General features: G+C 42.7%; 13 protein-coding genes. 11 read left to right on the top strand and 2 right to left on the bottom strand.

The annotated features are described in order from the left end of the window. Both EXIG_RS13295 and EXIG_RS13290 read left to right on the top strand, forming a co-directional pair. Positions 1–423 carry a zinc ribbon domain-containing protein gene (locus tag EXIG_RS13295; RefSeq protein WP_012371479.1) on the top strand — a complete coding sequence of 141 codons (423 nt, stop codon included), beginning with the start codon at positions 1–3 and terminating at the stop codon, positions 421–423. A gap of 137 nt (positions 424–560) precedes the next feature. Continuing rightward, entirely contained in the window at positions 561–2,150 is a 1,590-nt protein-coding gene (locus EXIG_RS13290) for a hypothetical protein (protein ID WP_234944543.1), read from the top strand. Between the two features lie 41 nt (positions 2,151–2,191). Here the strand turns inward: EXIG_RS13290 and EXIG_RS13285 are convergent, their stop codons facing one another. Beyond that, on the bottom strand, positions 2,192–2,875 hold the full coding sequence (locus EXIG_RS13285; protein ID WP_012371477.1) for a hypothetical protein: 684 nt from the start codon (positions 2,873–2,875) through the stop codon (positions 2,192–2,194). Further along, a complete protein-coding gene (locus EXIG_RS13280; protein ID WP_012371476.1) occupies positions 2,872–3,618 on the bottom strand; it encodes a DUF2116 family Zn-ribbon domain-containing protein in 747 nt (248 codons plus the stop codon). Before EXIG_RS13280 ends, EXIG_RS13285 begins: the two co-directional genes overlap by 4 nt. An 87-nt stretch (positions 3,619–3,705) precedes the next feature. Between EXIG_RS13280 and EXIG_RS13275 the strand changes: the two genes are divergently transcribed. From EXIG_RS13275 to uhpT, 9 genes are all read left to right on the top strand, one after another. Beyond that, on the top strand, positions 3,706–4,929 hold the full coding sequence (locus tag EXIG_RS13275; protein ID WP_012371475.1) for a YvbJ-related protein: 1,224 nt from the start codon (positions 3,706–3,708) through the stop codon (positions 4,927–4,929). Between the two features lie 21 nt (positions 4,930–4,950). Then, complete coding sequence (locus EXIG_RS13270) at positions 4,951–5,856, top strand: hypothetical protein (RefSeq protein ID WP_012371474.1); 906 nt, start codon at positions 4,951–4,953, stop codon at positions 5,854–5,856. Positions 5,857–6,330: 474 nt separating this feature from the next. Then, positions 6,331–7,497 carry an IS200/IS605 family element RNA-guided endonuclease TnpB gene (gene tnpB / locus EXIG_RS13260; RefSeq protein WP_041262030.1) on the top strand — a complete coding sequence of 389 codons (1,167 nt, stop codon included), beginning with the start codon at positions 6,331–6,333 and terminating at the stop codon, positions 7,495–7,497. A gap of 74 nt (positions 7,498–7,571) precedes the next feature. Then, the gene (locus EXIG_RS13255; RefSeq protein WP_012371471.1) at positions 7,572–10,025 is read left to right on the top strand and encodes an immunoglobulin-like domain-containing protein; all 2,454 of its coding nucleotides are present in this window, start codon (positions 7,572–7,574) and stop codon (positions 10,023–10,025) included. Positions 10,026–10,211: 186 nt separating this feature from the next. Then, complete coding sequence (locus EXIG_RS13250; protein WP_012371470.1) at positions 10,212–10,883, top strand: response regulator transcription factor; 672 nt, start codon at positions 10,212–10,214, stop codon at positions 10,881–10,883. Next, entirely contained in the window at positions 10,880–12,274 is a 1,395-nt protein-coding gene (locus EXIG_RS13245; protein ID WP_041261730.1) for a sensor histidine kinase, read from the top strand. The genes EXIG_RS13250 and EXIG_RS13245 overlap by 4 nt, the downstream gene beginning before the upstream one ends. Before the next feature lie 93 nt (positions 12,275–12,367). Beyond that, positions 12,368–13,147 (top strand): DUF3919 family protein, encoded by a 780-nt coding sequence (locus tag EXIG_RS13240; RefSeq protein WP_012371468.1) that lies wholly within the window; start codon positions 12,368–12,370, stop codon positions 13,145–13,147. Between the two features lie 17 nt (positions 13,148–13,164). Next, entirely contained in the window at positions 13,165–14,136 is a 972-nt protein-coding gene (locus EXIG_RS13235) for an ABC transporter substrate-binding protein (RefSeq protein WP_167315853.1), read from the top strand. A gap of 33 nt (positions 14,137–14,169) precedes the next feature. Next, positions 14,170–15,582: a hexose-6-phosphate:phosphate antiporter UhpT gene (uhpT, locus tag EXIG_RS13230; RefSeq protein WP_012371466.1), complete on the top strand. Its 1,413-nt coding sequence runs from the start codon at positions 14,170–14,172 to the stop codon at positions 15,580–15,582. Positions 15,583–15,611: the final 29 nt, after the last annotated feature.

Genomic DNA, 15,611 nt, shown 5'->3' with positions numbered 1-15,611 from the left:
ATGATGGATTGGAAAATGATAAAATCACGTTTTCAAGAAATGACACCAAAAGAACTGCATGAAAATGCCGAACAAGCTCGACGCGAAAAAGGACGTCTTTTGTACGAAATCGGGGAGCGGCATTATATGAAGCTTCGAAGTGAAGGGCGTCGTGATGAAATTAAAGACATTTTGGCGCAGGAAGTGCTTGTATTTGGTGCATTATCACGAATTGAAGAAATGGAAGTTGAGGCAGCGCAAAAGCAATGTAAATCATGTCGAACTGCACTAGAACCGGGTGCGAAATTTTGCGGTAAGTGCGGTACAGCCGTTCCTAGAGAAACCGATCAGATGAAGGTGGAATGTTCTACTTGTCATACACCGCAACGTAACGATCAACAATACTGTACATGCTGTGGATCCGAAATGGGGCAACACGTATGAAGTACTGCTCGACCTGTGGAAAAGCTCATGCTCAACATGCTCAGTATTGTAGTGTAGACGGGACAGTACTCGATAAACAGCTAAGGCCGATTCGCTTTGAACAAGCAGCTCACTTTTGTGTTGGATGCGGACATCAGATGGATAGTCGTTCTTCTTATTGTCCGAGTTGTGGTCATTCACGACTTGTGGCAGCAACGTCAGAAGGTTCAATCGTAGATCGTTTACCGGGCATGGATGACATTCGTAAAAAATGGAAGACACAAAATTGGGGTACGAACTCAACATGGAAAGAGAGGGGAAGAACATTTTTGTCACGCTTTGATCTGTCGACTTCGAATCCAAGTCTAGTAGTCGGAAGCGTAGCCGCCCTGATTTGCTTCGCAGCAATAATCGTTTTACTGTTCATTATTCTGGGTCTTGTTAGTGGAGAAGCCTCCCTTGATTCATTAAAGGCCGCTCAACAGAATATCGGAAGTGATTATAGTGCAGTTGGTCTCTTTTTCTTCTTGTTATTTGTATCGCTGGCAGGTCTTCAACTGACATCAAGTGAAGACTTAAAATCGTGGTTGATCACGGAAGTATCGCGCGGAGATGCCGAATACTTATCGGAAATCCAGAAAGCAGTCAATCAGTTGGATTTTCATATTTTCTCCGGTCATCTTCTTCTTTCGTTACCCGGTCTATTCTTACTAGTTGGTAGTGCTTGGTTACTGGAACGAGGTGGAGTCGTTGGGGGGAAGGCAGTCTCATGGAACGAACGAATTGAACGAACCTTCATTTTTTCGCTGACATTATCTCTGATTGCTTTATTAGTCGGACTATTTGCGACAGACTTTGGTATTTTTGATCTTCATCTATTAAAAGGCATCTTACGGACTTTCTTCATCTCGTTTTCTGGAGTCCTATTGTTCCTCTTTATTGGACAAAAAGAATTACGCGGATCTTGGCAGGTCGGTCGGGTTGCTGCGATGACTCTGATGAGTATTTATTTAGTAGGTGTCCTTATGACATCAATCGGACAGCTCTATTATCTAAACGAACTAGATGAACTAGATGATGCAGCAGTTGGAGAGGCGACAAGTCTCGTGCTCTTAAGTGGTGCTTCACCAATCTATGTAATGTCACAAGCGGGTCAAGTTGATTTTAAAATGACGGTCTTAACAGAAGAATACCGTCTTGGCGCCGCTTTATACGGAGAAGATCGGTTAAACGACTTACAAAAACCCGTCACAGAAGCAGAAGAAGCATCGGGTCTTGGTCGGATTCAAGACATTGTAGGCAATCAAATTGAGAATGGAAATGATCCAACGCTCGATCCAAAAGTCACACGTTTTGATGAAACAGTCGATATTGGTCTTGTATCTCGTATGATTCAAATAGCAGATAGTTCATCTCCTTTTGAAGAAGAACAGCTTCTTCGAACAAGCGTTGCACCATACGGACTAATTTTCCTTCTGCTTATGTTTGCCATCCATATAGGGATAGGTTTCCGCTGGATACGAACACTACATGCTACGGTCGTCTACGGAAGTGTCTTCCTAGTTGGAGGTCTCATATTGGCATATTTCACACAGACTCGACTTGAAGTTCAGTGGGATGGAGATCTCATGGCTGGTGTCGTTATTTCAAGCCTGACACTTTGGAATGCTTTCATGCTCTTCCTCTTCCCATTCTTCGGTGGTCTAGCAGGATATGGACTACGACGTTTGAAAGGTACGAAAGCGTAATACACAAAAACGCTTGTCTCCATATGAAGACAAGCGTTTTATCATAAAGACTGATTTTTTGATTTTTCAAAGTCGACAGTAGAGTCTTTTTCAATACCGGAATCTCGGAAGGTTAAATGACCATCCTCATCAAAAGTGATTTCAAGTGATGATTCATAAAAATAAACCATTAAACTGTTTTCCGAATCAAAGCGACCTGTATATTCAAAGTCATCGAGAGGTTCACCTTCATAGTCAAGTACATCATGAATGGTTAATGTTGCTTTTCGATTAGGATACGTACTGACATCGATTGTCGCATTTGAGTAATCCTGCTCATACTCCCCTTGGTCACTCGTCGTGTAAGTATAGGTACCTTGAAAATCTTTAAATTCACGTTCGATTTTCAGTAAAGTTCGATGATATGTTGAAGCTTGATTCGCAAGTGATCGATCACCGAATGTTTGGTTCATGACACGTTCAGCAAACTTAACAGCATTTGTAGTCTGATTCATATAAATAGCGGCTTCAAGATCGTGAAATGCCTCTTGTTGCTGACTCAGAGCAATCAGATGTTTGTCGGTCGCACCTTCTAATTTTGCTTTTTCAAACCATTGCTTCTCTTGTTCGAGCTCACCTTCTAGTGTGCTTTGTGCACTTTGTTTCATGTACAAGTTAGCAGACTCATTTGTACAACCACTTAATAAAACGGCGAAGACAATCGTAAGACTTGTTCGTAACATCATGATTTGATCTCCTTCTTAAATGAGCGTTTAACTGAAGTGATTGTGTATGCTCCATCTTCGAAACTTAATTCATAGTTCGTAATCGTCTTATATAGCTGTTGGTCTTCATCTTCAAAACCTTTACGTGAATAGATTTCGGTTGTTTGAACATCGAATTGATTTTTTTTTATTAATTCGATTGAATCGAACGTCATATCTTGTAATGTCACATAACTATACGGATCATCTTCAGAAAAAGCTAAACGATTTCCAAAAGAATTAAGCTCATCATCTGTCAAATCCTTTTCACCGTAGAAAAGATCGGAATAAGGACTATAATCTTCGATGTTCGAATCGTAGTAGCTCCAGTCCCCATCTTTTTTATCAATAGAAGGAAGACGTTGGGCATAGGTGCTTAGGAAACGATAAAGCGAATCCGGTGAAGCGGAGTCAAATACGAGATAGTCTTCTAGTTCCTCATCTGCTAATTGACTACGCTGCGTGCCTGAGAACCCTTGAGGTAATACCTCATCGCGGTCAGCTTCGGAGCGAGTCAACTCGCTTGTCTGAAACAAAGGTTGTGAGGACTGATAGCTTGTATAGGCAAAAACGCCTCCTCCAACTAAAAGTAGGAATACAAGTAAAAACAACACCCAAGATTTTTTAGAAAAACGTGACCTTTTTCTAGCATTCTTTTGTCCACAAACAGGACAGAAAATCATTTGGTCATTCATAGGGGTGTGACAATTTAAACAATGTGCCATCTATGTGTGCACTCCTTTCTTACCATGGTTATTATAATGTAAAATAAAGATAAAAATAACAAAATTTTCATAAAAGGAGAAATGATTATGGATCCATACGAACGATTAGGCATATCAAGAACATCGAGTATGAAAGAGTTAGACAAAGCTTATGAAGAAAAGTTAATAGCACACCCTGAAGAATCAGAAGAACGTACAGAAATCGAACGGGCATACGTCGTTATCAAGTATGAAAAAAAACAAAAGCAAAAACGTAATAAAAGAGGTGTCGGTATTATAAGTCTCCTTTTAGTAGCAGGAATTGGTGGAAGTGCCTATTATTACTGGGGCATGGAAGAAGATGTTGTTGCTAAAAAGTCAAACGAACCCAAGTCGAATGCCACATTTGTCATAGGGGAAGAAGAAGCGAAAGAGGAAGACAAAAAAGAATCGACTTCCAAAGAAAAAGGTAAAACGAAAGAAGATACAAATTTAGAGGAATCGTATGAACAAATCAGTGATATTTCCGAGATTTTCTTTCGGGAGTTGGAAGATGCATTGACTGACCGAACGGTTAAAGGTCTTTCTGTAAGTACGAGTACGTACAATCAAGGTTTCCAAAGCAGCTTAAATGATTTAATCAACGGTGGATATGTCTTCGATGGTGAGTTGACGACGAATGCTATTCCTCAAAGCGATATCGTCATTAAAGGTGATCAAGCGACGGCGAAAGTGACAGTTGATTACTCTTCCCGTTCTTATCAGCCTTATTTTCATGAACGACCAGATTCGAGTACGATCGTCTGGCAACTAGACTTGATAAAGTCAGGACAGGATTGGTTAGTGACGAATCGGACTTCGCTTTCTGATTCAGCAAAAGGTCGCGGTATGGAAGTTAGACAATCTGTGAAGGACGACATCATCAGTACCATCAATGATCATGCCAGTGAATGGAAAAGTGCATATGAGAGCATGGATACGTCTTATTTTACGTTGTACACAGAACCTGACTATTTGGCAAGACAACAAAGTTACTATAACTCTTTAGAAAAGAGAGGCGTTTATTGGGAAGGATATTTTGACAGTATTGAATATTCACCGTCGTCCATTAAGATCAGTGAAAATGCGACCGATTTATCTGCTACGATTGAAGCGATTTCTTATTATGTAGGCGATTATTACGATGAAAACGATTCGCTCGTTGAAGAAGATCCCGGCGATAACGTACCGTTTCGCTATCATCTCAAATATGACCTGGATCAAGAACAATGGTTTATCAAGAGTACCGAACAATTAAGTTCATTTAGCGTCAATGATGCAGAACGCTATTAACCAATCGAGGAGGAAATTGAAATGAAAAAAACAGTATTATTTACAGCGGTAGGGCTATTAATCAGTCTCTTGCCTATCCAGATGGATTCGGCAGCGGCACTCAGTAAATCAGAAAACAAGATTGTGGATAAACAACTCGCTTCATTAAAGAAAAGTAAACTCTCAGGCGGATATAAGCCGATTGATGTACGGTCGGTGTATTTACTCGGAGGAAAGTATCCAGAAACGTTTGTTTTATACGAACGCTTTAATTCAAAAACGTATATGAATGATGTCATCGGAAAAGCTCAGAAATACGATGCGAAAAAGAAAAAATGGTCTACGGTCTATACATACACGGATCGAGAGACGGATTATTATGCAGTACGTGCTAAAGGAAAGATGATAGATACGAAAAAAGAACAGTTGGTGATTGGACCAAGTGGCGGAAATGCTGGCTATGTCACACCTATTCTGATTGGATCGACAGATGGAAAAAAGATCAAAAAAATCTTTGAAGCAAAAAAAACTTACACATTCGGAAAAGCGGTCATTCGTGATCAAAAGCTGTATCTGGGATCAATGACGATTGTACATGATGTCTATTCGTACAAAGGGACAAAGTTAACGCGTCGAGCAGGTAATGGTGCGGATGATCGGAAAGTTGCAGGGAAGGTATCAAAGTATATGACGCTTGACGGGTATGCGGGCTATACATATTTAACGAGTCCTCACAACATCAGTTTAAAGAAAGGACAATCGGTTGCGGTGGTTCGTGAATATAAAGATGATACGACTCCATACGTTTATCGCGCGCTTTCATCAGGTGAAGGTCGTCTCAAAATGGAAGGCTATCATTTCAAGGCAGTCAAGACTGGTGTCGAGCGGTGGACGTTCGAGCCGGATGCTTATGGAGAAGCAGATAAAGTGAAGTTTACGGTTCGTTAAGGCACTAAAAAATAAATACGGCATGTAATGGCTCCGAAAAAATTTCGGAGTCATTTTGTCGTGTCCAAAAAAAGAGTAGGCTCAGTATAAATACTAAAGAATCAATTGATATAAGAAATCAAAACAATATACATACAAAAAAATCAATAAATTAGAATTAAATGTAATATTAGATTTTTATTTTAGGTGCGTCGAGAAAGACGTCCAAAAGGAGATCGTCATGTCGAAATTGTCGTGGAAACATGTATTGGCTACAGGAATTATTGCATCACTTATCCTCCCTTCTTCTTCGGCTTTAAATTTTCTGACGGTTCAAGCAGCAACCGTTCAAGGACAAGGGGAAATCACACCGATCAACGGACTGTTTTTATCAAAATTAGGCGATTCATCTCCCACTTCTAAACGAAGTGAAAGTGGGAGATGAATCGCCAGCCTGCCTTTCGGGTATATTCCCTTTAAAGGAGGTGAAAAATGGTGTTGAAGCACAAGGCCTACAAATTCAGAATCTACCCCACGAAAGAGCAGGAAATCCTGATCGCCAAGACGATTGGATGTTCGCGTTTCGTCTTCAACCACTTCCTGGCGAAGTGGAATGAAAGGTACAAGGCCACTGGACTTTCCTACGGCTCTTGTTCCAAAGAAATTCCTTCGTTGAAGCAGGAGTTCGACTGGTTGAAGGAAGTCGATAGTACATCTGTTCAGATCAGCGTTAAACATCTTGCCGATGCGTTTGATCGCTTCTTCAAGAAGCAGAACGAACGCCCTCGTTTCAAGTCCAAGTGCAATCCCGTCCAATCGTACAAGACCAATATCCAAGGCAAAAATCAACTTCCTGAAGTCTCGATTGGATGCAACAAGCTCAAACTTCCGAAGCTGAAATGGGTTCGTTTCGCCCATTCGAAACAGGTTACAGGCCGTATCTTGAACGCAACCATCCGACGAAACGCTTCAGGAAAATACTTCGTCTCCCTGCTCGTCGAGCAGGCGATCCACGAACTGCCAAAGACCGGTTCATCCGTTGGTGTCGATGTCGGGTTGAAGAACTTCGCCATCCTGTCGGACGGCACGGTATACCAAAACGACCGTTACTTCCGTTCGCTCGAGAAAAAGCTGGCGCTTGAACAACGCAAGTTATCACGTCGTCGGATCATCGCCTTGAACAGAAAAGTGAAACTTTCCGAGGCGAGGAACTATCAGAAGCAGAAGCGAAAGGTCGCCCGTATCCATGAAAAGATTGCCAACAAGCGCACTGACTTCCTGCACAAGGTATCGACCGAGATCGTCCAAAACCACGACGTCATCGGCATCGAGACCTTGCAAGTGAAGAACATGCAGAAGAATCGTAAGTTGAGCAAGGCTATCTCCGACGTCAGTTGGTCGGAGTTCTTCCGCATGCTTGAATACAAGGCGGACTGGTATGGGAAAACCGTCGTCAAGGTCGGAAAGACCTTCGCATCGAGTCAACTGTGCTCGAGTTGCGGTCATCAACACAAAGACGTGAAACACCTTGGCTTGCGTGAATGGACATGTCCGAGTTGCGGGATCCATCACGACCGGGATGTGAACGCAGGACTGAATCTCAAACGAGAAGCTGAACGTACCTTAGCTTCTTCAACCGTCGGGACGACGGGGTTAGCCTGATCAGGTTTCGACCGTTAGGTCGGATAACTCAGGAATCCTTCACCTCTAAGCGAAGCGTAGGTGGAGGTAGTTCAATGAAAGATACGGTTCTTGAAAATCAAACGATCAAAGAAAATCTGTATATCGGACCGGATGCCCACGTCATCTTAAAAAATGTACGCACGACGGGTAATGTCTATGTGTACGGGACATTGGAAAGTAAAGGAAACGTCATGGTAGAGAACATGATTCGTGCCAAACGAGTCGTTCGTGAAGCGACTACCGTTCAACGCGAGCAAGGAACGGCTTACTTCGTGAAGGGGGACCAAGTCGAGGTCGATATCGAAACAACGACCATCATTCCGCGTATGCCACTACAGATTTACGGTAAACCGCTTATTCCAGTCGATGGGAAAGTCTCTTTTACGGGAGCGACCTTGCCGGTCCTTCAAGCAACGATTGACGGTAAACCATTAGCTTTGCAACCGGACGGGACTTTCTCTGTCCAGAATTATGATATCGTCGGAAAAAAAGGAATCGAAATCATATTGACGGATATTTTCGGGCAACAGTCACGGCAATGGCTCGGTATCATGGATCAGTCGAATCCAGAAGTCGAGGCGTCCATGCCAACGGGGTTATACTCCGGAGAGGAGGAAGTGAAGCTTGAGGCGACGAAGGAAGCCACGATCTATTACACGATGGACGGCTCTGAACCGACGGAAGATAGCTCAAAGTATTACGAACGTTATCCGATTTTATTGGACCGGACGACACAACTTCGTTATATGGCAGTCGATGCATTTGGTCTTCGCTCAGACATCTATGAACAGCAGTACTATTATTACAATGTCGACCCGGTTTCGATAGTGGATCAAAAGATAACGGGCAGTGGTCAGCCGGGCATGAAGTTGAAGTTCTATAATGATCAACTATTGCTTGGGACGGCCACTGTGTCGGATAATGGGACGTTTGAACTGCCGATTTCAGAACAAGCAACGGGAACGACGTTAAGAATCGAAGCAACGTATGAAAACTGGCAAGCTGCTTCGAAACAGCTTGAAGTGCAGGACAAGACAGCCGTTCGTCTCGATGTGCCGGCGACGATCGATGATGATGTCTTGCGGTTGGAAGGAACGACCGAGCCGTTCGCACGAGTCGAGATTATGAACAGACGAAATGATGTCTACGGCGAGGTAAGTCTTGGATCAGATGAAGCCGATGCGGACGGTCATTTTTCAATTGCATTTGAATATCCTGACGACAGTAAAGCTATTCGTGTTCAAGCTTTTGGAGACTACCGAAGAACAAGTGCTGTTAAAATCGTCCATCTGCACGATGTGACAGCACCAATCATGGATTACGTCGGGAAGTTACCGGATACTCAAACCATGTTACCGGTCGGTGGCGAAGGGAACGATACGATCATTGAAGTCTACCGGGGACAAGAACGGATTGCGATGCGTCATACAGGATCGTCGCGTTACAGTGATATGTATTACATCGATCTTCCGAAGCAATCTGCCGGAACGAAATTGATGGTGTATTTGAAAGACACATTCGGCAACCGAAGTCCGGGTCGCGAAGTAATCGTCGAAAAAGCGAAGCCGTTTTTCAAGTTTAATGTGGACCACATGACGAACGAAGCGACAAAGATTACCGGGCAGACGGAGCCCTTCATGCAAGTCACTGCGCGCATCGGGAAAAAGAATGTACAAACGATGTCTGACGCAAAAGGGATGTTTGTGTTATCGCCTGTCGCCTTACGCGGACAACAGTATATTACATTTGAAGTGAAGGATCTAAAAGGCAACCTGCATGTTACTGAGGAAAAAAGAATTGAAGATGTCATCGCTCCAAAAATCGAGGGAGCTACCGGATTGACGATTCCGGCCAGTCAATCGTTTGATGTATACAAAGGGATTCGTGTGATCGACGAGACGGATGGCGATGTGAAAGAATTACTGAGCGTGACCGGAAATCTTGATCTTAACCGACCGGGGCGCTACAGTCTGATTTATACTGCATACGATTTATCGCGTAATAAAAGCGAAGTCAAACGGATCATCACGATCAAAGATATGACACGCCCGATTATTGATGGCGCGGACGATCTGATCTTAGCGGTGAACGAACGATTCCGTCCGAAACGGAACGTGACCGCTTCCGACAACGTCGATGGAGATGTGACAGAACAGCTGAAGATTTCCGGAACGGTTTCTACCGATAAAGTCGGTGTCTATCCTGTTACGTACAGTGTCCAGGATGCGGCTGGCAATAAACGGACACTCGTCCGAAAAGTCACGGTCAAGGATACGACAGCTCCGGTCCTGAAGGGAGCGGCCTCGAAAACGATTAAGCGAAACAGTTGGTTTAACCCAAGTGCCGGTGTAACAGCATCAGATGAAATGGACGGCGTGCTAACGAATCAAATTAAAATAACGGGACGAGTCGATACGAAGCGGGAAGGTATCTATCCGTTGACGTACCGCGTAAATGATCGTTCGGGAAATGAAACGGTCGTCCAGATTAAGATTACCGTGAAGTAAGTGATTGTATAGTACAAGACATCTAAAAATATAAAATTAAAAAAGAATTCTATTCCTAAAAAAAGGGGATAGAGTTCTTTTTTGAGTGATTCATGTGCAGGGAGTAATTAAAATAGTTGGAAAATTTTCGTGAAAGCGATACCATGATAAGCTAAGAAACAAGAACAAGTAGAGAGAAGGATACTTATGCATATTTTAGTGGTTGATGATGAAGAGAGCATTCGTCATCTCGTTCGATTACAGCTGGAAATCGAACACTATCAAGTCGAGACAGCAAAAAGTGGAGAAGAAGCATTAAAGCTGCATGCAACGCAATCATTTGATCTAATCATTCTTGATTTAATGCTGCCCGATACGACCGGATTTGATTTGATTCCACAGTTACGGTCATCGCAACCTGATTTACCGATTTTAATGCTGACTGCACGTGACCAAATGAATGATAAAATCATCGGTCTGCAACTCGGAGCCGATGATTACATGACGAAGCCGTTTAACGGTACGGAACTTGTACTACGTGTAAAAAATTTGCTAAAACGTGTTGTTCAAATGACTCCAAAACCATTTACCGTAGACGATTCTTTTTTGACGATTGATTCGGCAGAGCGGACGATTTTGTTGGACGGAGAGCCGCTTCCGTTGACGTATCGCGAATATGCCTTGTTAGCACTATTTTTGCAACATCCGAAGCGTGTTTTTGAACGGGAAGAATTGCTTGAGCAAGTATGGGGCTTTGATTTTTCAGGGCAAACCCGGGCTGTTGATATTATGGTTCAACGTCTGCGAAAAAAGCTGGGACCTCAAGGGGAGCGACTTAAGACCATTTACGGAGCCGGTTATAAGTGGGTCGACGCATGAAACTTCAACAGGTTATCATCGAAAATTTTGTTCTTTTACTGGTTTCAGCCTTACTGACTTTATTTTTGATTATCTATGCATTTGTTCAATCAAATCTGTACGATAATGCGGTCGAGTCCGCGCAAAAATTGAGTCGGGAAGCACAACTATATACGATGAGTTATCTTGAAAACGAACAGGCGGATTCTTTGGCGGAGAGTGCGATACCGGTTGCCTCTTACCTTGCAAGCCGCTTTGATGTCCGTATTCAGTTATTTGGATCAAAATCCGAATTACTTGCGGATTCCGAACGCGATCAATTGCCACTTCTTGCGAGCGATATCGACCAGGCTCTGAAAGGGACACAAAGTTATCTGTTCTTAAAAGAAAACGAAGCACCTGTCTTATTTTTTTCGAGCCCGATTTACGATGAAACAGATATCGTTGGATCCATTCGTTTTTTAGTGGATTTGAAACCAGAAGCTGATTTATTAAGAAAACTTACTTACGTGTTCAGTGGTGTATTCCTTATTTTACTCGGTCTTGCCGTCGTTACAGCACGTCGGATGTCACGTACAATTATAGAACCAATCGATGATTTACGAAGTGTTTCGCATGCTTTGACGAAAGGTTACTATGCAAATAAATTGCCGGAATACCCTTATGAAGAGTTAAATCGTCTTGCAGCAGATTTTGCTTCACTGGCTGATGCGGTTCAGCATAATATTCGGCAACTTGAGCATGAACGTTCAGAACAACAGCTTTTCATTGATCAGGTTACACATGAACTTCGGACTCCGATGACGGCGATCATGGGGTATGTCGATTTAATTCCGAAGCTTGAGGCGGAAGAAGCTGCCAGGTGTTATCAGTACATTGAAACTGAGAGCCGGCGTTTATTGCGACTAGTCTCAGATAATTTAGAGAACGCTAAACAAAAAAGAATGAATGGACAAATTGCATCGACGATGTTTGATATTGAGGCGCTCATTCAAGACAGTTTATTCATCATGAAACTTCGAATGGACCAACATGGCATCAAAGTACTGTTGAATTTGTCACAATTATTCGTACTGGGACAACCGGATCAGACCAAACAAGTAGTATTGAACGTACTTGAGAATGCAGTCAAATACAGCGACGCGATGGTTTTGAATATATCAAGCTTTGTTATAGATGAGTCACTGCATCTAAGGATTGAAGATGATGGTATCGGAATTGATCCTCATGTTCTAAGAGAGTTTTCCTTAGGAGTTGACTCTCTAAAATCAGCGGGAGGAAACGGTCTTGGTCTATTACTTTGCCGCCAATTGATGAACGAGCAGGGAGGTCGGTTCTTAGTGGATAGTGACGAGAATGGTACTAAAGTGGAGATGATTTTTCGTCTTGCCGATCAAACAAAAAAATATTGAAAACGCTTTCTAAAAGATACATTTACGAAACAATTGAGTCTGATTTGCGAAACAATTGACCTGTAATCTAAGAACCAAGCAAGGAGATGAACCATGAAGATCTCGACAATCGTTTACCTTATTTTGATGGGCATCCTGTTTGTCCTCGGTCTTCTTTTACTTCAACAAAATGTTTTTGGTCGACTGCACGTCATCAAAGACAATCCGGATATCCTGAATCAATCAGACAATTCGGTTCCGACCGAGTTGACGATTCGTCACCGCGCATGGGGCGAACAGACAATTGAGGACGGAAACGAAATCCAACGTATCACTAGCCTGTTGAAGCAAATGAAGACGGCGACAAATGAAGACTGTCCAGCTGGGATGACGACGTTTACCGGAACGCTTCGTTTCTTGAATGGAACGTCATGGTCGTTTTCACTAGGGGAAGGGATGATTTTAAATGGACGCTGTATTGCGGCACAACCTCTTAGTCAGACGACAATGCTCAAAGCCCGTCTTTTAAATGCGTATCATAATCCGCAACAGCTTTCACAACAATTTAATCAAGCCGAAGAAGTGATTCTTTTCGATGCGGGACGGTCGAGGAAAATCGATTCTAGTCTTCGGAAAGCACTTGAGGAAAAAATTAAGAGAGCAGAACCGATGACGGATTATGAAGAGGTCGGACGGGCACTAAATTCAATTGATAAACCACGTGTTCTTCAAATCACCCGTTATGCCAATGAGACAGGAAAACGTGATAACCTGATGAACATCACCATTTATGATGCGTTATTCAGCGTCCAATACATGGATGATGATAACGGAAATACGTTTTACCTTAAGGGATCGCTCGCATCAGTATGGAAGGGAGCGAAACGTCGATGAGAAAAGGGATACTCTTCTTGCTGAGTATCATTTGTATCATAAGTATTTGGATCGTCCAAAACAATCAACAAACAAAACAGGGAACAGCTGCAAGAGAAATGACACCACACTTGACAGCCTATGTCTCGGCAAAAGAAGATATTGGTCGTGCCCTCTTGTCGTCCTATTGTGAGGTTAAGAAATGTACGTATGAATTCGTCCGGCTCTCAACAGAAGAACTGGTTCGCCGAGTGACTCAAGAAGCGGAGCATCCGCGTGCGGATATCATCATCGGTGGAACATGGGATGCGCATCAAACGTTAAAAAAACGTGGATTGTCCACTCCATTTCCAGCAACCTCGTCGCAGGAAGGATTACAAGACCCGGATCGGTATTGGATCGGCTATGAAGTTGAACGTCTCGCAATCGTCGTCAATACGGATTTATGGAAGGAACGAATCGGTAAAAACATTCCGTATCCTACTACGCTGAAGGATTTGACACTAGAGGTATATCGGGATGAATTGATTTTACCGGATCCTAATCATTCGGGTACAGGTGCAACGATTCTTCAAGCTATCTTTGACGGATATGGAACGTCAGGAGATACTTTGTTACGACAATTGATCCGTCAGACAAGGTTGTTCACAGCTAACGGATTCGCACCGGTATCCTATGTTGCTAGTGGAGAAGCAATGCTTGGTGTTAATTTCATTGGCGATCAACAATCGTTACGTGAAAAGTATTATCCGATTAAAAGCATTCCACTGGATACGTATTCAATTAATGCGATTTCGAAACTTAAAAATCGGAATCAGCAAGGGTTGTCAAACGACTTCATGCGTTACGTTCTGTCTGAGGACGGACAAGATATCTTACGGAAAGTGTCATTTGGGACACCGACCTATGCCGTTTCACAAGTGCAGCCAATCAAAAAAAGTGTTGGTCAGGACATTGTCTCTGATTATCAGGACTATCTCAGAAGATTTAATTTACTCTATGACAAATGATACGAAGACTCAATCCAAGATGGAGGAATAAACATGGGATTCTTCAGTATCAATAAAGTACCAAACGCTGGTATACCGATTGAGGTTCAGCGAAAACAATGGTTAAGACAATTTTTGAAAGCGTTTTTAGTCGTCTTTTTAGCTTATATGGCGATGTATCTCATTCGTAATAACTTTAAAGCAGCACAACCGTTAATGAAAGAGGAGCTAGGTTTTTCGACGACAGATCTTGGATACATTGGTTTTGCCTTCTCAATCACGTATGGAATCGGAAAGACTTTGCTCGGTTACTTTGTAGATGGAAAAAATACTAAACGTATCATTTCGTTCTTATTAATTCTTTCAGCGATGATCGTTACAGCGATGGGACTTTTAATGAGTGCCGGTGGAAGTCCAATCGGTCTTTTGATGGTATTGTGGGGATTAAGTGGATTTTTCCAGTCAGTCGGAGGACCCTCATCTTATTCGACCATCACACGCTGGACTCCATTTGAAAAACGGGGACGTTATCTAGGTTTTTGGAATGTTTCGCATAATATCGGTGGTGCGATTGCCGGGGGACTTGCACTCTGGGGAGCTAACGTCTTCTTTAATGGAAGTGTAGTCGGTATGTTTATTTTTCCGGCCATGATTGCCCTAACGATTGGAGTCATTGGGCTCTTCATTGGAAAAGATGATCCGGAAGAACTGGGTTGGAACCGAAGTGAAGAAATATTTGAAGAACCGATTGAACCAGAAAATCTGGCAGCGGAAAGCATGACGAAATGGGAAATCTTTAAGACGTATGTTATTTCGAATCCGTGGATTTGGACACTATGTATTGCCAATGTTTTCGTTTATATCGTTCGTATTGGAATTGACAACTGGGCCCCACTTTACGTGACGGAGCATCTGCATTTCAGTACAGCAAGTGCGGTCAATACGATTTTCTTCTTTGAGATCGGCGCGCTTTGCGGAAGTCTGATTTGGGGATATGTATCTGATTTACTCAAAGGACGCCGTGCACTCGTTGCGACGATTTGTTTATTGCTGACGGCTGTCGCAGTTCTCGGATACCGTTATGGAACTAGTGAGACAATGATATATGCTTCTTTATTTGCTTTGGGTGCATTGATTTATGGACCACAGCTATTGATTGGCGTATCCGTCATTAGTTTTGCTCCTAAAAAAGCAACGACAGTAACTAACGGTATGGTCGGTACATTTGGTTACCTGCTCGGTGATTCTATCGCAAAAGTAGGTCTTGCGAAAATTGCTGACCCTGAAACAAATGGTTTAACGATTGGTTCAATGACACTTCACGGTTGGAATGATACGTTTGTCGTCTTCAATGCTGCATTAGTATTGGGTGTCATCGCATTAGCTATTGTTGCTGTCGTTGAAGAGAAAAAAATCCGTCGACTTGGTTTGCTCGAGAAACAGACGAAAGAAAAATTAAGTTCATAAAAAAGTGGCTTCGATTTCGATCGAAGCTA

The organism is Exiguobacterium artemiae 255-15 (assembly GCF_000019905.1).
Taxonomy (GTDB): Bacteria; Bacillota; Bacilli; order Exiguobacteriales; family Exiguobacteriaceae; genus Exiguobacterium_A; species Exiguobacterium_A artemiae.
This window is presented reverse-complemented; position numbering and strand designations above follow the sequence as displayed.